21 protein-coding genes and 1 pseudogene are annotated in these 23,058 nt (G+C 33.9%); 21 read left to right on the top strand and 1 reads right to left on the bottom strand.

The window, feature by feature from the left end; translation table 11 throughout:
* Positions 1-50: 50 nt before the first annotated feature.
* The 4 genes from Bccel_RS04740 (at position 51) to Bccel_RS04730 (ending at position 3,260) form a co-directional block, all read left to right on the top strand.
* Entirely contained in the window at positions 51-710 is a 660-nt protein-coding gene (locus tag Bccel_RS04740; protein WP_036940393.1) for a PilZ domain-containing protein, read from the top strand.
* A 287-nt stretch (positions 711-997) separates the two neighbouring features.
* Positions 998-1,165: a hypothetical protein gene (locus Bccel_RS30100; protein WP_160317692.1), complete on the top strand. Its 168-nt coding sequence runs from the start codon at positions 998-1,000 to the stop codon at positions 1,163-1,165.
* Positions 1,166-1,212: 47 nt separating this feature from the next.
* Positions 1,213-2,382: a cysteine desulfurase family protein gene (locus tag Bccel_RS04735; RefSeq protein WP_036940390.1), complete on the top strand. Its 1,170-nt coding sequence runs from the start codon at positions 1,213-1,215 to the stop codon at positions 2,380-2,382.
* Between the two features lie 173 nt (positions 2,383-2,555).
* Positions 2,556-3,260, top strand: a complete 705-nt coding sequence (locus Bccel_RS04730) for a zinc dependent phospholipase C family protein (protein ID WP_036940388.1) — start codon at positions 2,556-2,558, stop codon at positions 3,258-3,260.
* An 88-nt stretch (positions 3,261-3,348) separates the two neighbouring features.
* Here Bccel_RS04730 and Bccel_RS04725 read toward each other — a convergent pair whose 3' ends face one another.
* Complete coding sequence (locus Bccel_RS04725) at positions 3,349-3,669, bottom strand: carbohydrate-binding protein (protein WP_036940386.1); 321 nt, start codon at positions 3,667-3,669, stop codon at positions 3,349-3,351.
* 245 nt (positions 3,670-3,914) lie between these two features.
* Between Bccel_RS04725 and Bccel_RS04720 the strand changes: the two genes are divergently transcribed.
* The 17 genes and pseudogenes from Bccel_RS04720 to Bccel_RS04645 all read left to right on the top strand — a co-directional run bounded on the left by Bccel_RS04720 (position 3,915) and on the right by Bccel_RS04645 (position 22,912).
* A complete protein-coding gene (locus tag Bccel_RS04720) occupies positions 3,915-6,377 on the top strand; it encodes a mannose-1-phosphate guanyltransferase (RefSeq protein WP_036940384.1) in 2,463 nt (820 codons plus the stop codon).
* A 269-nt stretch (positions 6,378-6,646) separates the two neighbouring features.
* The gene (locus tag Bccel_RS04715; RefSeq protein WP_036940381.1) at positions 6,647-7,384 is read left to right on the top strand and encodes a DUF881 domain-containing protein; all 738 of its coding nucleotides are present in this window, start codon (positions 6,647-6,649) and stop codon (positions 7,382-7,384) included.
* Positions 7,371-8,066: a DUF881 domain-containing protein gene (locus tag Bccel_RS04710; RefSeq protein WP_036940378.1), complete on the top strand. Its 696-nt coding sequence runs from the start codon at positions 7,371-7,373 to the stop codon at positions 8,064-8,066. The genes Bccel_RS04715 and Bccel_RS04710 overlap by 14 nt, the downstream gene beginning before the upstream one ends.
* Before the next feature lie 338 nt (positions 8,067-8,404).
* Positions 8,405-9,156 (top strand): annotated as a pseudogene (gene pdaA, locus Bccel_RS32485) (delta-lactam-biosynthetic de-N-acetylase).
* A gap of 57 nt (positions 9,157-9,213) precedes the next feature.
* Complete coding sequence (gene yqfC / locus Bccel_RS04700) at positions 9,214-9,525, top strand: sporulation protein YqfC (protein ID WP_036940373.1); 312 nt, start codon at positions 9,214-9,216, stop codon at positions 9,523-9,525.
* 46 nt (positions 9,526-9,571) lie between these two features.
* Positions 9,572-10,771 (top strand): sporulation protein YqfD, encoded by a 1,200-nt coding sequence (yqfD, locus tag Bccel_RS04695; RefSeq protein WP_036940370.1) that lies wholly within the window; start codon positions 9,572-9,574, stop codon positions 10,769-10,771.
* Positions 10,772-11,770: a PhoH family protein gene (locus Bccel_RS04690; RefSeq protein ID WP_036940366.1), complete on the top strand. Its 999-nt coding sequence runs from the start codon at positions 10,772-10,774 to the stop codon at positions 11,768-11,770.
* Between the two features lie 37 nt (positions 11,771-11,807).
* Positions 11,808-13,985, top strand: coding sequence for an HD family phosphohydrolase (locus Bccel_RS04685; protein ID WP_036940364.1), 2,178 nt, complete (start codon positions 11,808-11,810; stop codon positions 13,983-13,985).
* Positions 13,986-14,108: 123 nt separating this feature from the next.
* Positions 14,109-14,603 (top strand): rRNA maturation RNase YbeY, encoded by a 495-nt coding sequence (gene ybeY / locus Bccel_RS04680; RefSeq protein ID WP_036940361.1) that lies wholly within the window; start codon positions 14,109-14,111, stop codon positions 14,601-14,603.
* Entirely contained in the window at positions 14,593-14,967 is a 375-nt protein-coding gene (locus tag Bccel_RS04675) for a diacylglycerol kinase (protein WP_036940357.1), read from the top strand. Before ybeY ends, Bccel_RS04675 begins: the two co-directional genes overlap by 11 nt.
* Positions 14,968-15,063: 96 nt before the next feature.
* A complete protein-coding gene (gene cdd / locus Bccel_RS04670; protein WP_409372123.1) occupies positions 15,064-15,483 on the top strand; it encodes a cytidine deaminase in 420 nt (139 codons plus the stop codon).
* A 77-nt stretch (positions 15,484-15,560) separates the two neighbouring features.
* The gene (gene era, locus Bccel_RS04665; protein ID WP_036940355.1) at positions 15,561-16,460 is read left to right on the top strand and encodes a GTPase Era; all 900 of its coding nucleotides are present in this window, start codon (positions 15,561-15,563) and stop codon (positions 16,458-16,460) included.
* Positions 16,461-16,656: 196 nt separating this feature from the next.
* Positions 16,657-16,797, top strand: a complete 141-nt coding sequence (locus Bccel_RS28710) for a YqzL family protein (protein ID WP_081926868.1) — start codon at positions 16,657-16,659, stop codon at positions 16,795-16,797.
* Positions 16,798-16,843: 46 nt separating this feature from the next.
* On the top strand, positions 16,844-17,584 hold the full coding sequence (gene recO / locus Bccel_RS04660) for a DNA repair protein RecO (RefSeq protein ID WP_036940353.1): 741 nt from the start codon (positions 16,844-16,846) through the stop codon (positions 17,582-17,584).
* 471 nt (positions 17,585-18,055) lie between these two features.
* Complete coding sequence (locus Bccel_RS04655; RefSeq protein WP_242853101.1) at positions 18,056-19,330, top strand: ABC transporter substrate-binding protein; 1,275 nt, start codon at positions 18,056-18,058, stop codon at positions 19,328-19,330.
* Positions 19,331-19,382: 52 nt separating this feature from the next.
* Positions 19,383-21,194, top strand: a complete 1,812-nt coding sequence (locus tag Bccel_RS04650; RefSeq protein ID WP_036940347.1) for a cache domain-containing sensor histidine kinase — start codon at positions 19,383-19,385, stop codon at positions 21,192-21,194.
* A gap of 74 nt (positions 21,195-21,268) precedes the next feature.
* A complete protein-coding gene (locus Bccel_RS04645; protein WP_036940345.1) occupies positions 21,269-22,912 on the top strand; it encodes a response regulator transcription factor in 1,644 nt (547 codons plus the stop codon).
* Positions 22,913-23,058 lie beyond the last annotated feature (146 nt).

Below are 23,058 nucleotides of genomic sequence, written 5' to 3'. Positions count from 1 at the left end.
ATTATAATTGGATAAATAGCAACTCTAACTATATTAAGGGATGTGATACTATGGCAGGATATAATCTTGATGATAAGACTGGATTGCTAAGTGTATTTAACAAAGCCAGCCTTAAAGTTATTAAGGTAAGCAGCGATATAGGCATGAAGCATTATAATGTCTATAATAATTTGGTAGCAACTGTAGAGTTAGTTAATGATCCAATAATAAAGCTTACAATAAAAGAGGGTATGAAAGATTTGGCACTGGCACCCCGTGATATTATTGTTTTAAGCTATAACAGTGACAATGATGTATATCTCTTAAGTGCCAGTATTATATCTATTGAAGATGATGAACCCTATCAGTTTACAGTATCATCTCTAAAAATTGAAAAGCTAAAGGATCTGCGCAAAGCAGAAAGATTCTTTATAAGCAATGCAGCATATATCAAGGTTCAAGGAATAATGGAACCTATATTCGGTATAGCTACCAATATAAGCACAAGTGGGATTAAAATAGTTTGCAACATCAATTTATTGATGGAAGACGTTATGGAACTTACTGTTATGATTGATAAGAATCAAAAAATTGTTTTCAGAGGTAAAATAGTAAGAAAGAATAAGATTATGGATTTATATGAGTATGGATTCGAGATTTATGAGATATCTGAAGTCAACAGAAGAAATCTGCATCATTATGTTAATACTTTTAAATTTGATAATCCATAAACATAATTTTTTAGATACAAGTTAATAACAACAAATTAAGTTTGGCTAAGCAAAATACCGTTGATACGATGTTTTGCTTAGCCAAATTTAATTATGTCAGGGAAATTATGGTGTATTCTACACAGCAATTTCTCATGACAACAATCAAGCATTGCAAAATTATTTCATGATTTTGTTTTTTTTTAAGGCAATATTAATAACACTTTTAATATAATTTGTGTTATATTAAAAGTGTTTAATAATGGTTTGTATTTAAAATTAATCTTTTGCAAAAAGGACTGAAGCTTATGGAAAAAGAATGTTTGTTATATGATAGAGCTTGCATTAAATGCTATGATTGTGAGAAATGTGATTTAGACAGCACAAAAAGATGCAATAATTGTGAGAAGTGTTTAGAACAGAATGAAGAGTATAGATCAGTAAAAGTAGAAGATTTTATTAAGAAGCGTAAGTAAGTAATGCCTAAGGAATACTAAAAATAATATATTTATTGAGGAAAATGATGAATAGCGAAATTTTTTTAGATAACAGTTCAACAACCAAACCCTATGATGAAGTAATAGATTTAATGGGATATATAAGCAAGGAAGTATATGGTAACCCATCATCTCTGCATAGAAAAGGCATTGAGGCGGAACGTGAAGTAAAGAAGTCCAGACAAATAATTTCTGACAGCCTAAGGGTAAATTTAAATGAAATATACTTTACTTCAGGAGGCACCGAGTCAAATAATTTAGCCATTATGGGATACCTCTATGGTAATCAAAGAAAAGGCAAGCATATAATAACCACCTCTGTAGAACATCCTTCTGTAATGGAAGTTTATGAATATTTAAAAAGTACTGGTTATACTGTTGATTACCTTAATGTTGACAGTAACGGTATGGTTAATTTGGATGAATTGAAGTCAAAAATTACAAATGAAACGGCTTTAATAAGCATAATACTTGTAAATAATGAAGTTGGAGCAATACAGCCAATAAATGAAATAATCAAAATTAAGGATTCCATAAACAAGAATACCGTTATACATGTAGATGCTGTACAGGCATTTGGTAAGATTGACATTTTTCCTAAAAGTGCCGGAATTGATATGATGTCAATGAGTTCACATAAAATACACGGTCCAAAAGGCGTTGGTGCTTTATATGTTAATAAATCCATTAAATTAAACTCGATGATTTTAGGTGGAGGACAAGAGTCCTTATTAAGGTCAGGAACTGAAAATGTACCGGGTATCTGCGGTTTTGGAAAAGCTGCCGAAATAACCTTCAGCAAGTTAAAGGAAAATTATAAATTAGTTGAAGCTTTGAAAAACACTCTAGTAAAAGAATTAAATAACAATATAGAGGACTATAGGATTATTTCACCCGATGAATCCATTCCCTATATTTTGAATATAGCTTTTGGCGGGATAAAATCAGAAGTTCTGCTGCATCATCTTGAAGAGAAGAATATATATATTTCAACAGGATCTGCATGTTCTTCACGCAAAAAAATTCACAGCAGAGTACTCAAAGCTATGGGAATTCCTCCTAAATATATTGACGGTGCTATACGAATAAGCTTTTCTTCCTATAACACCGAGGAACAAATCATAACTACTGTTAATTCATTGAAAGAAATATTGCCAAGGATTAGGAAAACTTCCGCACAAAGGAGTTGTAAGTGAGCATAATATAGTTGTTTAATTTATCCTCTTGATAGTAAAATTGAATATAAGGATTAATAAAAACTACTCAATATGACGATTCAAAAAGCATAATCTTATTGCATTCTCCTTATAATATTTAAACAACTAATTTTTTATGAGCATTAAAAAATATCATGTTTGAGGTATAGTTTATGGTATTGGAAAAAATTTACGGAAAAGTGTTTTACTATTTTCTCTACTCAATAAACCCAATAAAAAAACAAATTATTGATACTCCATGCAGCATTCACAAGTTTATAAATTTGCAGTCTCTGGAAATATTAAAAAATGATAACTACTTGGATGCATTTAACTTTTTCACTGATAACCTGGTATCTCTAAACGATGGAGTAGTATGGGCAGATCAGGATTTTAAGAGCTCCGGCCATTTTTACAATCCATATAAAGAAAGAGGTTTATATGGTAACCGTGATGCACTTTCACTTGCAAAGGAATATTATAACAATACAATAGAATGTTGGAAAAAGAATAACCTACAGGATTCAGTATTTTATCTTGGTGCAACAGTTCACATTATTCAGGATATGACTATACCACAGCATGCAAACATAAGGCTTCTTGACAGCCACAGGCAATACGAAAACTTTGTAAGAAGAAATTACCAAAGCTATAAAGATTTTGTAGCTGAAGACGGAGGATATTATTTTGATAACATAGATGAGTTTGTAAAATATAATTCCAGAAATGCCATTAATATATATAATAAGCTAAAAGAAATAGAGAATGAAAATGAGCGTTTTTACAAACTTACAAGGTATATACTTCCATTGGCTCAACGAACATCTGCAGGCTGTTTGATGAGATTTTATAAAGACACAATGAAAGAAAATATGTAAATGTATTTTTATTCATGCCATAATAAAGGCCTTAAGGATAAAAAACTTCCAATCCTTAAAGCCTTTAACTTATTTATTATTTATATTATTATTGGCTTACATCAAAGCTATAATTCCTTCCTGAGTTGTTATCCCAGTTGTCTGCACTGTCTTTAAAGCATAAGTTCATAGTGTCTCCGTATTCTACAGGTAAAGAAGCCTCGAATCCGGTAAGTGACTTGTTCATCTTGAAAAACGATGATTTTTGCCAGTTGCTGCCATATCCTATATGAACATAAAGATCGCTTGCACCGCTCTTTGATAGAAGCCCATCATATTGCACTTTTACCTTTTCCCCGGCTGTAGGCACCGCGGGGCTTATGGTAAGGCCGTTTTGAAGATATTCATTATTCTTTGAAGCTCTTGCCATGTCAACATCCTCCTTTAAACGAAAAATTATATTTTCAATATGCCTAATCTAATTTATTATTTTCAAATATTATTAAAATAATTCAACTGTTAAAATAAAGCACATGTAATTATGTGGGAATATATTTTTAAATATAGAGCATAATAAAAAAGCTTCGCTCCAAATAATTATTAAAAAAATATAATTTTTAATAATATTTTTAAAGGCTTAACATATAATAACGATAGGAAGGAAAGGATGATTAAATGAAAGCTGTTATAATGGCGGGGGGTGAAGGCACAAGATTAAGACCGCTAACATGTAATCGACCAAAACCCATGGTACCGATTATAAATAAGCCTGTTATGGAACATATAATAGAACTACTCAAAAAATACAATTTGACTGATATTGCTGTTACACTACAATATATGCCTGAATTGATCAAGGATTATTTCGGGAATGGTAGTGATTTTGGTGTTAATATAAGATATTATGTGGAACAGACACCGCTAGGTACAGCAGGAAGCGTTAAAAATGCAGAGGATTTTTTGGATGACGTATTTGTTGTAATAAGTGGTGATGCTTTGACAGATATTGATCTTAAAAAGGCAATTGACTTTCACTTCCAAAAAGGCTCAATTGCAACAATAATACTAAAAAAAGTAGATGTTCCATTAGAATACGGAGTTGTAGTTACAGATGAGGAATCAAGGATTTCCAGGTTTCTTGAAAAGCCCAGTTGGGGAGAAGTGTTTAGTGACACGGTAAATACCGGTATATATATACTTTCCCCAGAAATACTCGGATATTTTAATAAAAATGAAATGTTCGATTTCAGCAAGGACCTTTTTCCTATACTATTGAAGGAAAAAAAGCCTTTGTATGGTTTCGTTACAGATGACTACTGGTGCGACATAGGTGACTTAAGGGCTTACAGCCGTGTACACATGGATATCCTTGAAAAAAAGGTCAAGGTAAATATACCGGGTAAGGAAATAGAACCGGGTATATGGATAGATGATGGATGCGAAATTGAAGAAGGTGCAAAGCTTGAAGCTCCATGTGTAATAGGAAAGAATACCAAAATAAAGAAAACAGCAAATATAGGCAGCTTTTCCGTAATAGGTCATTATAATATTATTGATGAAAGAAGCGGGATTAAACGCAGTATTTTATGGAAAAATAACCTGGTTGAAAAGAATGTTCAGGTTAGAGGAAGCGTAATATGCAACAAGGTTCATTTAAGGAGTAACGCATCAACATTTGAAAACTCTGTCATAGGTGATGACACAATAATTATGAACAATGCACTTATAAAGCCAAATATAAAAATTTGGCCAAATAAGCTGATAGAGGAAGGTGCTGAGGTTAACTCCAACCTTGTATGGGGTTCAAAGTTTACCCGTTCCATATTCGGCAACAGAGGCGTTGCAGGCGAAATAAATGTTGATATTACACCTGAATATGCTTCCAAGCTTGGTGCTGCTTATGGTGCTACTTTCAAGGGAAAGGCGAAAATAGGTGTTAGCTGTGATGACTCAACACCTGCCCAGATGCTGAAGGTTTCTTTTATTTCTGGCCTTCTGTCAGCAGGTATTGAAGTTTTTGATTTTGGAAAAATGCTTTTACCAATTACAAGGTCCGCAATAAGGTTTTACAAAAATGATGGTGGAATTCATATAAGTACCTCTACCGAAGATGTAGCCAGATTATTTGTTGATTTTCTCGATAAAAACGGCAGCAATGTGGACAGGGGCACTGAGAGGAAAATAGAAAATGCATTTGTAAGGGAAGACTTCAGCAGATGTGAAGGCGATTGTATTAAAGAAATTAAGCAAATTCCCGATTACAGTAAATTTTACCTTAGAAATATTATAAATAATGTAGAATCAAGTAAAATGAAGTACAAGATAGCATTAAACTCCAGATCAGGATTTATTCTATCAACCATGAATGAGCTGCTGACAGGTTTAGGCTGTGAAGTTGAGGTAGTCAATGTAAAGCTAATGAACATAAAAACCATGAGCAAAAGCATGACTTCAAATGATGTAAAATACTTTACAAGCCATATAAAAATGGGGAAATTTGATCTGGGAGTTTCAATTGAGGATACTTCCGAGAAAATGATGCTTGTTGACAATAAAGGCAGAATTATAACAGAGGATATGTTTATTGCACTTATATCTCTGATATTCTTCAAAAATGTGCAGGGTGGTACAGTAGTTGTACCAATTTCAGCAAGCCAGGTTGTAGATAGGATTGCAGATGAATGCAATGGTAAGGTAATTAGATCAAAAACTTCAACTCAGGATATAATGGAAAAGATATTGGGCAGTGAATTGAAAGAGGAGATGTTGGATCAGTTTACAATGCATTTTGACGCAATGGCGGGTCTTGTTAAAATATTGGATTTCATGCAAAAAAATAATTACAAATTATCTGAGCTTGTGGACATGATTCCAAACTTTTATATAGATAAAAAAGAAGTAGAATGCCCTTGGGAAGCTAAGGGAAAGGTAATCAGGCATATTATGCAGGAAAACAACGGAGATAGCATTGAAACCCTTGAAGGAGTTAAAATCTACAAGGATGGCGGATGGGTTCTTGTTCTTCCTGATGCCGAAAAGCCTGTATGCAACGTGATAAGCGAGAGCTACTCAGCAGAATTTGCCGAAGAACTGACAAGCATATATATAAACAAAATCAGAGAAATAAGTCGTGGTTAAATATATGCAATATTAACACTATTAACATAAATGTGCGATCACAAATTAAAAAAATATTACCTTATTTAAGGGTAATATTTTTTTATGCTTATACCACTTCATTATTTTGTTCTTGAATTAATGATGATTTAAAAGTAGAATATATTTATGATGTCTTTTACATCACAATTTCTCACGGAAATATCTAGATTAATATATTTTTATATAGATTTAAAGTGCGGATTATCAGTTTGTGATTTTCAATTTCACATATATAAGGAGCTGTTTTTATGCAGCAAAACAAAAGTTTCGTATTGGTTTTAATATTTGCAATATTGGGAATAGTTATTTCTCTTCAGGTAAAAAGCATAATTTATGCAAATAGAAACTTGGAAGCCAAGATGGTTAATGATATCGAAAAATTAAAAAATGAAATACAAAAAGAGCAGGAAATAGGTAAAGTGCTATCCAAGAAAGTTTCAGAAAATGAAAGAATAAAGGAAGAAAATTTAAAAAATTCAATAGCCATTAGAAAAGACGTTAATTTAAAAAAGCTTAAAGAGGAGCTTGACTCATTAAAAATCAAATCAGGTATGGTGTCTGTAAAGGGTGCTGGAGTGATAATAACCCTTGATGATGCTGATGCCAGGATTACTGAGGATGAAAGCACTTTGATTCTTCATGACAGGGATATACTAAGAGTGGTGAATGAGCTAAAAAAAGCTAATGCACAGGCAATATCCATCAATGATGAGAGGGTTACTGCATTGACCGAAACTGTATGTGCAGGACCAACGATAATGATAAATGGAAGGAAGTACACGACGCCATTTGAAATTAAGGCTATAGGTGATCCGGATATACTATATGATACGGTGAATAACAGCAAAATAGCATACTTGTTGACAAGGGATATGATTAAAATCAGTATTAGTAAAGTCAGTGACATAACAATTCCGAAGTATGATAGTATAAAAATTGATAGCTTATTTTCTGATTTGGAGGTCGTGGATAATGAAATACGGTAGAAGTATCGCAATTACTGCAATATGTGTTTTGCTGGGAATGATAATGGCATGGCAGTACAAAAGCATAGATTATAACGAGAGAGAAAAAAGCCTTGAGAGGAAGTCTATAGAAGAGCTTAAAGATGAGCTTATCAGAGAACAGCGTAACAATGAAAATCTATCGGTTAGAAATGCTGAGCTTGAAAAAGAGAATAAAGAATATGAGAATTCAAAAGGTGATGTCACCAAGGAAACACAGATTTTAAAGCATGAACTTGAGCGTGCCAGGATTATTGCGGGACTAGTTGATGTAAAGGGTAAGGGGGTTGTTATAACAATTGATAATGACCTGGTGGATGTTACAGAAAGCAACCTTTTAAATGTTGTAAATGAGCTTAGGGCTTCAGATGCACAAGCCATATCGATAAATGATGAAAGGATTGTAGGATCAAGCGAAATTAGAGAAGCAGGAAGAAAGTTTATTATGATAAATGGAAAGCAGATGAGGGCGCCTTTTGTTATAAAGGCTATTGCCAACCCTGAGAAGCTCGATAGGGCACTGATGCTTTTAGGAGGGGTTTTGGATTCACTTGAAGAACTTAAGGTGGAACTGAAAAAACAAGACAATATAATAATAAATAAGGTTAGGGATGATGGGTCTGTTATTAAAACAGATTTGCTAACTCCCATAGTGGGTAAATAAGCTTAAAAAATCACAAAACGATTTTGCACCCTTGATGATAATAACAAATAAATATTTGTTATATTTAAGAACAATTAAAATATAATAATAATACCCCAGGAAAAGTACTAATGAATTATTGACAGGTACATTTTTCTTGGGGTTTTATTTTTACAGGAGGTGAAAGAGTGAGTAAATTGCTGTACTTAGGTGCTTTAGCCTTATTGTCCATAACTATATTTGCAAGCTGCACAAAGACACTAGATACCACAAAATTAAGCGATTTAGGCGGAGTATATTCTGAAAACAGGGAACCGATAGATTTTGAAAAAGAGATAACAGGCAGTCTGCCTGAAGATATGAGTACTGGGAGTAAAGTTTTAACCAATATATTATCAGAAGAAGATAGCAGCAAATCGTCATTAGATAACAAAACTATTAGTTGGGGACTGAAGAGAAATCCGGGCAATAAGCCTCCCTCAGTCAATCCGGGAACACCGAAGTTATTAAAAAAGTATGGTGGATTCTACATAGGTGATACCAATAAAAAAGAAATTTATCTTACATTTGATGAGGGATATGAAAATGGTTATACTTCAAAAATTCTAGATGTACTAAGGGATAACAATGTAAAATCAGTTTTTTTATTACAGGTCCCTACTTGAAAGAAAATCAGGATTTAATAAGGAGAATGGTTGAGGAAGGCCATGAGGTAGGCAACCATACACTGAATCATCCAAGTTTGCCGGAAGTTGATGATGAAAGGCTTGAGGAAGAGATACTAGGACTTGACAGGGTTTTTTATGAACGGTATGGAAAGCATATGACTTATTTGAGGCCGCCAAAGGGAGAATTCAGCGAAAGGACATTATCTATAAGCCAAAAATTAGGCTATACAAACCTGTTCTGGAGCTTTGCCTATGAAGATTGGTACACCAATAGAGAAAAAGGGCCGGAGTATGCAAAAAATATTGTAATGAGAAACCTGCATAATGGCGAAATAATCCTGCTGCATGCAGTGTCAAAGGATAATGCAGAGGCACTTGACAGTATTATAAAGGGTGCACGTGAACTGGGTTATGAATTCGGTAATATAAATAATATATATTAAAAGTGCTAATAATCTAACATTTGGCGGAGCAAAATTTTTATATAACTGGAGATTCGTATGTCATCAAATAGAAGATCAAAAAAGAAGAAGGAAGAGATTCCAAAGCCCAGGCTTAAGGAGAAGGTAACAGAGGTATTGGACCTTCCTAAAGAAGTTATATTGGATATACCAAAACTAACAATGATTGGTAATACTAACCTTGTAGTAGAAAATTATAAAGGTGTTATTGAGTATGATGTAGAAAAGATTCGCTTAAATACCGGTATAGGTATTATAAGAATAGGAGGCAAGGAACTTGTCATAAAGGAAATAACATCTGAAGATATAATGGTATATGGTAAAATTGAAAGCTTGGAATTTTGTACTTAATTCCTAATCATTACTCAAATAAAAATGCATGAATAAAGGTGGAGTTATGTTAATCTTGAAATTGTGGAATTATTTCAGGGGATATGTTATTATAACTATTGAAGGCTATTTCCTTGAAAAGTTTATCAATATATGTATTCATAGAGAGATATTTTTATGGGATATAAAAAGGCACGGTTCAAGAAAAATGACCTTGAAAATAAGCATAAACGGCTTCAAAATGTTACGGCCTATTGCATTAAAAACCAAGTGCAGGGTAAGAATAGCTAAAAGGGTCGGCTTGCCTTTTGTAAAAAACAGGTACAAAAAAAGGAAAACCTTTTTAATAGGTGCAGTAGCATGTATTGTTTTATTTTATATAATGACATCATTTATATGGTCAATTGAGATAAGCGGTAATAAAAAAATAAACAGTGATTTTATAATGGAAAAACTCAGTGAGTCAGGTGTTAAGCAAGGTACTTTGAAATATAAAGTCGATACAAAAAAAGTGGTTAGTGATTTAATGCTTAAAATAGATAAATTAGGATGGGTTGGGGTATCTGTAAAAGGAACCAAATTAAAGGTACAGATTGATGAGAGGATAATGCCTCCCGTATTGATTGAAAAAGATAAGCCATGTGATATTGTTGCTAAAAAAGATGGAATAATAAAATCCGTTATTTCAAAAACAGGTTTTGATCTTGTAAAACCAGGAGATACTGTTGTAGAGGGACAAATTCTTGTTACAGGAAATGTCCCAGGCAAGGAAGAAAACAGTGAAGTAACACCATTACATGCTATTAGCACTGTTAAGGCTAGAACGTGGTACGAGGGTATAAGCCCTGTTGTAATTAAGCCAACTGTAAAGGAGAGAACAGGGAACAAAACCAATAAATACACCTTGGTCCTCTTTGGAAAAAGAATAAGTTTACCATGGGGGAAGGTTTCTTACAGCAAATATGATAAAATAGAAATAAAAAAAGCACTATCATTAGGGGAAGATCTGGTATTTCCATTTGAATTTATTGACGATATATATTATGAAACCCATGAGGTGGAGAAGGAAATATCTTCAAAGGAAGCCGAGGATATAGCAACACATAAGGCATATGATATGGCAAGTGAAACTATTCCTGAGGATGCTGAAATTATTAAAAAAGATACAAAAATATTAAGTAATGATGATGGAACAAAATCAGTTAAGGTTATAATAGAGTGTATAGAGAACATTGGTGTAAGCAAAGAGATTGGAGGAGATAATTGATTGGATAGCTTAATAGAAAGAACCATAGAATTTGACAGGATAGAGCATGCAATTAACTTGTTTGGGAGTTATGATGAAAATGTGGGCATAATTGAAGATGCCTTTAATGTAAAGATATTATCAAGAGATGATGAGATTAAAATAGTAGGCCTTCAGGAAGGTGTTGAAAAGGCAGAGTCCATTATTCAGCACTTGAAAGGCATAGCTGTAAAAGGTGATTTAATTACCAAGCAAAATGTAAGGTATTATGTTCAGCTTGCAGCTGAGGATCAGTTGGACAAGGTAAAAGAGCTTGTTGACTATGTATGCCTTACAGCAAGAGGAAAGCAGATAAAGGCTAAGACATTGGGTCAAAAATCTTATGTTGATGCTATAAAGAATAACGATATTGTTTTTGGTATTGGACCTGCCGGTACGGGTAAGACGTTTCTTGCAGTGGCAATGGCTGTTACTGCCTTTAGGAACAAGGAAGTAAACAGGATAATTCTCACAAGACCTGCAGTAGAAGCCGGTGAAAAACTGGGATTTTTGCCTGGGGATTTGCAAAACAAGGTTGATCCATACTTAAGACCGTTATATGATTCACTTTATGAGATAATGGGTGCGGAAACATATCAAAAGTTTCTTGAAAAGGGAATGATCGAGGTTGCACCGCTGGCATATATGAGGGGTAGGACTCTTGATGACTCGTTCATTATACTGGATGAAGCACAAAATACCACTCCTGAGCAGATGAAAATGTTTCTTACCAGAATTGGGTTTGGTTCAAAGTCTGTAATAACGGGAGATATAACCCAGATTGACCTTCCGGGAGATAAAAAATCAGGCCTTAGAGAGGTTATGAAGGTTTTGAAGGGTATAAACGGAATTGAGTTTGTTCATCTTTCAGATAAGGACGTAGTAAGACATGAGCTGGTACAAAAAATCATAAAAGCATATGAAAAATATGACAGCGATAAAGGTAAGGATATTCCGAATAAGCATACAAAAAAGAATTAATAAAAAGTTTTTATACAAAAGAGGGGGTAGAGCATTTTTGATTAAAGAAAAGGAGTTGCATACCCACGGATTACTAAAGATATTTCTAAAAAGTAAAACGGTACACAGATATTTAATTGCTATATTCACAATAATATTGTTTTTTATTGTTGTAGTTGATGGAGCGTCTCCAAAAAAATACAGTCTATCAGTGGGCGAAATTTCCAGTTATGATATTATTTCACCTGGAAATATAGTTGATGAGGTAAATACTACCAAAAACAGAAAAGAAGCAGAAGCAGCAATTGCTTCCGTTATGATTAAGGATGTTAAAGCCTCTGCAGAAGCTTTAAAAAAATGGGTAGATTTTGTACTTGCAGTAGAAAAGTCAAGAAAAAATTCAAGAGAAAGCATTAAAGACATTGAAGCTTTTGAAACAGATGGAAGTGTCATTGAGGACAGCATTAAGGAAATATTGCAAAAAGAGGCTCTTAATTTGGATACAAAGCTAAAAGAATTGGATATCAGCCTTACTAATGACCTTCTCTTATACGTCGTTTCGGAAAACAGCTGCAAAGACAAGGAACTTGATAACTTTAAGGATATCGTTGAAGGACATATTGATGAAATAATCAGTAAAAGCGTTAGCAAGGAAAAGCTTTCACTTGAGATATCAAAAATTGAAGCAAGCATCAATAGTTCCAATATGCCTCAAGAACTTAAATTTGTTGCCTCTTCAATCATAAAGTCAATAATAAAGCCTAACTGGATCATTGACGAGGTGGCTACAAGCAAGTTAAAAAAAGAAGCATATGATGACATAAAAAACATTGTGACAATTGAAAAGGGAGCAAGGATACTGGCAATTGGAGAAAAAGTTACCGAGGACAAGCTTAAGATTCTTGAGGATTTAAACCTTCTTAGAACAAAAAGCAGATTTGATTTTGCATTTGTGGGAGGCATTTTAGTTCTGGTTATCTTTTTGGCTTTTTTTCTTATTCTCTATATGAGGCATTTTAACCGAAAATCCTTATACAGCAGAAGGGATATTGCTATTATATGCATTGTCATATCCATAGTTATACTTATTGCAAGGGGACTTTATGAAATATCACCCACATATTCTCCTATGACTATACCTGTTTGTGTTGCAGCAATGCTTATATCCATACTCTTGGATCTTAAGCTGGCTATAGTTATAAACCTGGTTTTAACCATTGCAGTTGCAATAATTGTAAAAGGTGATATCTCATTCATATATATGTCTACCATAAGCGGAACTTTTGCTGCCTATTTTGTATCAAACTCAACCCAGAGAAGCAGGCTTTCATTAGCTGGTGTAGTTATTGGTGCCGTTAATGTGATTATAATGCTGTGCTTTGGGTTGATATATAAGCAGGACTGGAATAATATAATAAAAAACAGCCTTATTGTGTTCATGAATGGCCTTGGGTCTATGGTACTGACTATTGGTATTGCTCCTTTTCTGGAAAGTATTTTTAATATAGTCACACCATTAAAGCTTATAGAGCTGGCAAATCCAAACCATCCGTTGATAAAAAGGCTTCTCCTTGAGGCTCCTGGAACGTACCATCACAGTCTCATGGTTGGAAATCTTGCAGAGGTGGCTACCGAAGCGATTGGCGGTAACCCTATTTTAGCTAGGGTTGGTGCTTATTTCCACGATGTCGGAAAGCTTAAAAGACCTCACTTTTTTACAGAAAACCAAATGGGTGAAAATCCTCATGATAAGATAACTGCTAATTTAAGCACCCTTATAATAACATCACATATAAGTGATGGAATAGAACTTGCTGATAAATACAAGCTGCCTAATATAATAAAGGATATAATAAGGCAGCATCACGGAGAAACATTGGTTGCATACTTTTACCATAAGGCAAAAACGGTTGAAAAAGCTGAAGATGTAAAGACAGAAAATTTTAGATATCAAGGGCCAAAGCCAAAAACCAAGGAATCAGCCGTAGTACTTCTTGCAGATTCTGTAGAGGCTGCTGTAAGATCCATGACCGATAAGACAGAGGGAAAGATAGAAGGGTTTGTGCGGAAAATAATAAAGGATAAGCTGGATGATGGACAGCTGGACCAGTGTAATCTTACGCTGAAGGATCTTGATACTATAGCAGTAGCTTTTATGAAGGTATTAAGCGGCTTTTTCCATGCCAGGGAGAAGTATCCTGAAATAAAACCCGTTAATAACAAAATCACCATGTGATTTTGCAACCTTGATTGTTGTCGTGAGAAATTATGGTGATGGAAGCACCATAATTTCCTAGACATAACAAAATCACCATGTGATTTTGCATTTATTTAAAAACAATTGAAAGAGGCGAAGTAGTTGGAGATTTACATTGAAAACATACAGGATAAAATAGAGGTAACCCCAAATTTGGAAAAGATTATAAATGATGCAGTTAAAACAAGCATGGAGATTGAAGAGTTTGATATACAGTCTGAAGTCAGCATTCTTCTTGTTGATGATGAAAAAATACGTGAGATAAATAATGAGCACAGGCATATTGATAAAGCTACCGACGTATTGTCATTTCCTGTTGTCGATATGCATGAAGGAGAGATATTATCAAACGAAGGTGATTTTGACCTTGATGAAGACCTCCTTTTGCTTGGAGACATAATTATTTCTTTGGAAACAGCCAAAAGCCAGGCAGCTGAATATGGTCACTCATTTGAACGTGAAATAGCTTTTCTTACCACGCATGGAGTTTTTCACCTCCTTGGGTATGACCATATGGAAAAGGAAGAAGAGGAAAAAATGCTAGGAAAACAGGAATTGGTTTTAAGAAAGCTGGGGCTTGTAAGAAATGAAAAATAAGCACTTTTGGGACAACTTTTTAAATGCCATAAGAGGTATAGTAACAGCTGTTAAGAATGAACGGCATATGAAGTTCCATGTTTTTGCGACCTGTCTTATAATTCCACTTAGCATTTATTACAGAATAAGCAAATTGGAATTTATTGCAGTTATCCTTACCATTTCGGCTGTTATTACAGCTGAGATGATCAACACTGCGATAGAAGCTGTCGTTGATCTTGCTACATCCGAGTACAATGAAAAAGCCAAGATAGCAAAGGATGTGGCAGCAGGTGCAGTGTTGGTATCAGCTGTATTTTCTATAGTTATTGGCTTTTTAGTATTTTTCGACAGGGTATCAGGAGATATAATCAAGCTTTTTTGATAGAGTGTGATATGGTATGACTATATAAAAAAGTTTTAATTAATAATTAATAGTTAATAATTTTTATAATAATGTAAACCCAAGGGAGAGTAGAATTTGGATACAATAAATTTACTTAATTTATCTCAAGATGAATTGGAAAAAAAACTTATTGAAATAGCGAAAAAGGCAATGGAAAAATCCTATTCGCCATATTCAAAATTCAGGGTGGGTGCTGCACTTCTTACTGCTGAAGGTAAAGTGTATACAGGTGTAAATATTGAAAACGCCTCCTTTGGTGCAACTATTTGTGCAGAAAGAACAGCAGTCATAAAAGCCGTCTCAGAGGGAGATATTAAATATAAAGCCATTGCAATTTCATCAGATGCAGACAGCTTTATATACCCATGCGGGATATGCAGGCAAGTTCTAAGTGAGTTTGACAAGGGTGAAATGAAGGTTATTTGCAGCAATAAATCCGGTCAGTATAGAAGCTTTTCACTTAGTGAGATAATGCCCTGCATGTTTGAATTGTAATTAGCTCAAGGATAACTGATGATATTGTTGCATCGATAGTTATATAAAAAAGTATACTTTACGGAGGTAAGACATTAATGAAATTCAAATCAGGATTTGTTACCATCGTTGGAAGACCCAATGTTGGTAAATCAACCCTTTTAAACAGGATTACAGGTGAAAAAATCGCCATCACCTCAGACAAACCTCAAACGACTAGAAACGCCATAAGGGCTATCATAACGGATAAAGACAGTCAAATCATATTCATTGATACCCCTGGCATTCACAAGCCTAAAAATAAGCTTGGCGAATTTATGGTCAATAGTGCACAAGGCACAATAAGTACCGTTGAAGCGGTAATATTTATTATTGAAGCTGATAGTGAGGGTATAGGACCAGGGGATGAGTACATAATGGAACAGCTTTCCCACATAAAGACACCTATTTTTCTGGTAATCAATAAAATAGATCTGGTGCCTAAAGAAAAAATTCTTTCCTTAATTGCAGCATATTCTGAAAAATTGGAATTTGATTCTATAATTCCTGTTTCAGCGTTAAATAACGAGGGTACAGATATTGTAATAAGGGAAATCAAAAAGGTGCTGCCGGAAGGTCCCATGTATTATCCTGACGACCAGATTACCGATCAACCTGAAAAGCAAATTGTTGCAGAAATAATCAGGGAAAAGATATTATATCTTACAAAGGATGAGGTACCTCATGGAACCGGTGTTGATATTATATCCTTCAAGGAAAGGCCAGGTAGGGATATAATAGATATACAAGCCAATATCTATTGCGAAAAGGATTCTCATAAAGGTATACTTATAGGCAGAGAAGGTAAGATGCTTAAAAAGATAGGAATGATGGCAAGGAAAGATGTTGAGAATTTACTTGGGACAAAAGTTTTTCTTGAGGTTTGGGTTAAGGTAAAGGATGATTGGAGAAACAATAACAATATGCTTAAAACCTTGGGTTATAAGGACAGCCAATAAATTATAAAAGGTAGCAGTTTTCCCTAGTATGATAATTTTTCAAGTATACAAAAAAAAATATGGAGAAACATAATACTATTAAACCATACAACAAAATCACAAAGTGATTTTGCATCATAGCCGCTGTCGTGAGAAATTGTGATGTAGAACACAACATAATTTCCCAGGCACAAAAGAATGAGGGGGATTGGATATTATGTTAAGGGATTTAATATGGAAAGCCTTTGAAAAAACAGGAGAAATAGATAAGTATATATTTTACAAGGAAGTAAGTGAAAAAGGCTATATTAAAAATGAAATTGTTACAACTAAAGAAGAGGTGGCAATCAGCAAGTGAATGAGAAGACAGCTCGTATTGCTTCCATTAAGAATAAAGGAAAAAAATGAGTTACGTTAAGACCGATGGAATAATTATTAAAGAAGTTAATACAGGTGAAGCCGATAGAATTGTTACCATTCTGACAAAAAACAGGGGGAAAATATCGGCTTTTGCAAAGAATTCCAGACGTCCCAGAAGCAACCTTGTTGCTGGAACTCAGATTATGTGTTACAGCAACTTTGTGCTGTTTAAGGGAAGGGATATGTATACCATAAGTTCCTGTGACGTTTTGGAGCCTTTTTACGGATTAAGATGTGATGTGTTTAAACTTACATATTCGGCTCATATCCTAGAGCTTGTCAATGATATAATTCAAGAGGAACAGCCTGCGGTGAAAACCCTTCAACTTCTTCTAAATACTCTGCATTTTATAGATAAGACAGATAGAAGCAGTGAACTTTTTACAAGAATTTTTGAGCTGCGTTTTTTGTCAATTCTAGGTTATGCACCATATGTAGGCGGTTGTATTAACTGCGGAAGCCTTGAAACGGATAAAATGAGTTTCAGCTTTAAAAAATGCGGTTTCCTGTGCAATTCATGTACTATAGAAGATATAAACGCTCAGGCATTGTCTATAGGAGCAGCAAAGGCAATTTATTACATAATACACTGCAATATCAAGGATCTTTTTAGCTTTGAGGTTTCTGACAGCGTATTAGAAGAACTTTCAAGGGTGACCAAACGATTTATCAAGGATAGATTTGACAAGGATTACAAGAAACTGGACTTTTTAAAGTCGCTTTAAGAGAAATTGTATATTGACTGGTAAAGTAAGGGCTTTTTAATGTCATGGCACGCCTATTAAAATCAAATTATTGCTAACTTTTCAATATTGCTAAATCCCTTCTTACCATTTTATCAGAAAAGATTCAGAAAATTCTTCAAATAAAAACTGCAGAAATAGAAAAACTTAAAAGTCTATAATGTTAAAATTTGACAGATCGGGTACTTTAAAGATTCCTGAGCATCGTTGCGATAATTGTTCAAAAGATGACAATTATTTTAACAATATCAAGCAAAATATGACAATAAAATATACACCATACTTATTACATTTTTAGAATATATTTTATATAATTATAATATGTAAAAATTAATAGTATTTTTATGTAGGATATGCAGTTATACATGTTATAATATTAAATCATAGGGGAGGCGGTTTAATATTAATAAATACTTTAGGTGCGGACTTTTCTGCATTTTAATTTTATCATTTGTGTTACTTTCCACTTCATGTGATCTTTATTCAAGGCCTGCCGATAATATTGATACAAGCTCTGAAAAGGAGAAGACAACATTAAGGTTTATCAGTAGTTGGGGAGGCATTGATCCACAGGCAGAGCCTTTAAATGATATTTTTACTGAATTTATGGAAAGTAATAAAGACATTGAAATAATAAACGATTCTGTATCGGGTGATGATTTCCTGCCAAAAATCAAAGCCGATTTTGCGTCCGGCTATGACCCTGATGTATTCGGATTATGGCCAGGATCAGATATTAAGGCATTGATAAAAGCAGGTAAGGTAGCTGACTTAACTGAGCTTTTAAATAATGATCCCGAGTGGAAAAAAACTTTTAAAGATAGCGGATGGGACTATACCACCGATTTAGGGTCGATATACGGATTACCTTTTGAAAGAATATTTGAGGGTCTTTTCATTAATAAGGATTTGTTTGAAAAATTCAATGTTAATGTGCCAAAAGATTATGAAGAGTTAAAAGAAGCAGTTATTAAATTCAGGGCCAATGGTATAACACCAATAGCACTTAATTACAGCTCAGAGGGGACATATTTATACCAGAACATACTTGCCGCATTAGGTGGAAAATATGTTCTTGAATATCCTGTTTTTGGAGGAGCAATCAAAGATTGCTATATTGATGCAATGAAATATATGAAGGAACTTCATGATTTGAACGCTTTTCCGCCTTATGATGAAGCCAGTGTTATGGACAACAAGGCAAGGGATGATATGTTCCTTAAAAAAAATGCTGCAATGATTGCACAAGGCTCTTGGTTTATAGGAAAGATAAAGGAAAATCAGAAAACATATGACATCATACCATTTCCTCAGATAAAAGAGGGGGTATCTAAAAGTCCTACAATGATAAATGGGTTAGGGTGCGGTACTTTTTATATAAGTCGGAATGCATGGGAAAACAAAGATAAGAAAGAAGCAGCAATCAAACTTCTTAAGGCACTGACATCAAAAAGATCTGCACAAATATTTTCATTCAAGACAGGTATGATTAGCAACATAGATATTGACATAAAAGGGCTTAATTATAACTATTTGACATTAAGAGGTCTTGATCTTATTAACAGTGCCAATGAGTTGGTGGGTCCGCCTGACAGCTATGTTGACAGAACAGCCTGGGAAGAAGTTATTGTTACTAAATTTCCATATATTCTTGAAGATAAGGCTAAAGCAGATGAAGTATGGGTGGAATATATGAAAAATTTAAGAACGCGAGGCCTTATAAATTAAGCTTTGTAATATTTTAGTCATTCTTATGATAGTTCAGCACGGGGGCAAATAAATGAAAAATCCTTTGACAAAACTTAGGCAATTATACAAAAATCTTCCGATCAAACATAAAATGCTTTTGATATCATATTTTCAAATTCTTATACCTGTAATTATTATTGGCCTTGCAAGCTGTATGATATCTGAAAAAATTATTCAGAGTAAATCCATTGATTACTCCTTATATATAATGAGAACTATTGAGCTAAGGCTTTCTGACTGTATAAACAGTCTTACAAGTATGTCCCAGGAATTACTCTACGACAATAATATTTATGAAAGATTGAAGGATAAGGATAAAAACAGTGCTTCAAGCCTTGATAAGTATAAAAGAAATATCTCAACAATGGACACATTGAAAAAATATACAAATACAAGGAATGAGATACAAGGAATATACTTTGAGTCTGCAGACAGAAAAGTGAAATTTTTCAAAGATAGCAGTAGTTCAAAAGAAAGTATAGAAAAACTTGTTAAGTTCGATGAAATGATTGTGAAGGCCAGGCAAGGTCATGGCAAGGTAAGATGGTATTTTACCAGGAATACAAGCAAGGCAGAACAGATTTTTCTGGTGAGAACTGTATACGACAGAGATAACTTTAAAGAAATAGGTCTTATGGTTATTCGCATAAACCGGGCCTTTTTCGAATCAGTGTATAAAGGTCTTGCTAACAATGACATGAAGGATGTAATTGTAGTTTCTGCCGAGAACGAGTCTATTGTAAGCCGGAATAATGATTTTCCTCAAAATTTTACTAAAAATATTTCAAAAGATATAAAAAAGAGGGAAGGGTCTTTTGTTGATAAGGGTGAGGAGGCACTGATTACTTATGTAAAAATGATAGATCCAGCCTGGAAGATTATTTCATATATACCACTGGATATACTGTACAAAGATATATACAGTTTCAGGATAATAATTATCTGCATATGCCTTGTTACAGCTTTATTATTCACATTATTGAACAGAAAAGTATCAAATGATTTTATTATTCCAATAAAACGGCTTGTTACAGGTATGAAGGAAATTCAAAAAGGAACACATGTTGATGTAGAGGTGGATAGAGATGATGAGCTCGGTTTTATTACCAAGACATTTAATGAAATGTCTAAGGAAATCAGCCATCTTATTACATGGATCTACAGGGAGCAAATTACTAGAAAGGAAGCTCAGCTGAAGGCACTTCAGTCTCAAATTAACCCGCACTTCCTGTTTAACACCTTGGAATCTATAAATTGGATGGCTATGTTAAAGAATGTCCCTGAAATAAGTGAGACTGTTACAGCTCTGTCTTCATTGATGGAGGCAAGCATCGGCAGAGATGATAAACTTATACCGTTAAGGGATGAATTTAAATATATTGACCATTATATCTCCATATTAAAAAAACGCTTTGAAGATAGGATACAGCTAAATGTATATGTTGAAAACAACGACATCCTCGAAATAAACATACCCAGGCTGTTGATACAACCAATAATTGAAAATGCTGTCTACCATGGAATTGGAAATATAAATGATGTTGGGGTCATAAGGCTTAATACTTTTATCAGCTATGGTATTCTTGTAATAGAGGTTATTGATAACGGAATAGGAATGGATAAGGAAAGTTTGAAAGCACTTAATGAAATCCTGGAACTTGATAACGATACATATTTTAGAGTGCGGGTAAACGAAGAGCGAAAAAGTATAGGATTAGAAAATGTCAACAGGCGAATAAAGCTGTTTTATGGCGAAAAGTACGGCCTTAGTATAACCAGTGAAAAAGACGAATTTACAAAGGTAACTGTTTCAATACCGGTTAAAGGGCCGATAAAAGATTAATAAAAATAGAAAAAGCAAAATTGCTGTATTAATGTGTAAACAGTTAATTCATATTTTATTGAGGTGGGGGAATTATGTTCAAAGTTATAATAGTTGATGACGAACCAATAATCAGAAGAGGATTAAAAAATGTTATTGATTGGCATAAGTACGATTGCGAGGTATGTGCTGAAGCGGGAGACGGCTTGACTGCTATAGATGTCATAAAGGAAGTAAAGCCGGATATAATTTTTACTGATATTAAAATGCCCGGTATGGATGGAATTACAATGATAAGTGAAATAATTGATCTTGTGCCTGAGAGCAAAATAATAATTCTAACAGGCCACAGAGACTTTGAGTTTGCAAGGGATGCCATTAAATACGGGGTTTTTGAATTCTTATTAAAACCATCAAAAATTGAGGTTTTAAATGAGGTGGTTGAAAAAGCTGTTTCTGAACTCAAAAGTGCCAGAGACAAAAATGAAGAAATTAATAAATTAAAAGTTTTGTTTGAGCAGAATATTCCTATTTTAAGGGAAAAGTTTTTATATGACATAATATATGCTATTAATAAGGACCCTAAGGATATCAAGGCCAAAATGGAGCTTTTCAATCTTGAAATAAGCAATTTCTTTCTGATACTTGTTGAAAATGAAGTCAAGGAAGGTAATGAAAGCAGCTTTGACAGGTATAAGCCTCTTCATCAATTGGGTATAATTAATACTTTCAAGGATCTTTTTCAGGATACTTTTGATGTAATAAGCATTTCTCTTGAAAGCAAGTGGACAGCTTTTATACTGCATATGAGAGAATATAATGACGGTTATGCAGAATTGGTGGAAGAGAAGTGTCTGAGCCTTCAACAAATAATTCAAAACTATTACGATTTTAATATTTCAGTTTCTGTTAGCTCCGAGGGTGTGGGTGCACTGGAATTGCCGGCTAAATTAAGCGAATGCCATGAGGCATTAAGGTTTAAATATTATTTAGGTAATAACCTTGTTATTTTCTATAAAGATCTTAATTCTTTCTTCAAGTATGAGAACTACTCAATGCTTGAGATATACAGTAATGAGCTTTTAGCAGGTATAAAGTCAGGTGATCTTAGTGAAGTCAGAACCAAGCTGCAGAGTATTAGAGAATTCATATCTTCATTAGAAGAGAATGAAAGAAATATGGCATATTTGAAAATATATTTTGTAAACGTAACATCTTCCATAAACAATATACGGCTGTCCATAAATGCAGCAGACGATGACAGAGGCCAATCAGGCTCCAGTAAGATCAGCAGTTTCTATATATATGCAGAAAACTGTGATAACATAAAGGACCTAAACTCGTTATTGGAGGAGGTTGCAATAGATGTTGCTTCAAAAATCAATAACTTTAACAACAAGAGGATAAAGTTGATGGTTCAGAAGGCAGTAGATTACCTGAATAACCACTATAACGAGCCTATAACCCTTGGAAGGGTTGCGGAAAACATATATGTAAGCTCATTTTATCTAAGCAGGATGTTTAAAAAGGAGCTTGGGAAAAACTTTATTGATTTTCTAAATGAAATAAGGGTGGAAAAATCAAAGGAACTATTGAAGGACGGAAAGTATAAAACTTATGAAATAGCACAATTGGTGGGTTTTTCAGACTCCCAGTATTTCTCAAAAACATTTAAAAAGTATTCAAATATGACCCCTACCGAATATAGAGAATTAAATAACAAAAGTGACAGACCATGAGGAAGGACTCAAATATTACTTACGCATTTAAAATGCAAATATGTTTATAATATGCCAAGCTGTGCAATTGAAGAAACAAAAAGCAAAATGTTATACTTACTGTGAATAAGTATGCAAAATTTTGCTTTTTTGTAATAACTAAAATA

The organism is Pseudobacteroides cellulosolvens ATCC 35603 = DSM 2933 (genome assembly GCF_001262605.1).
GTDB lineage: Bacteria > Bacillota > Clostridia > Acetivibrionales > DSM-2933 > Pseudobacteroides > Pseudobacteroides cellulosolvens.
The sequence above is the reverse complement of the archived record's forward strand: the minus strand, read 5'-3'. Positions and strand labels throughout refer to the sequence as shown.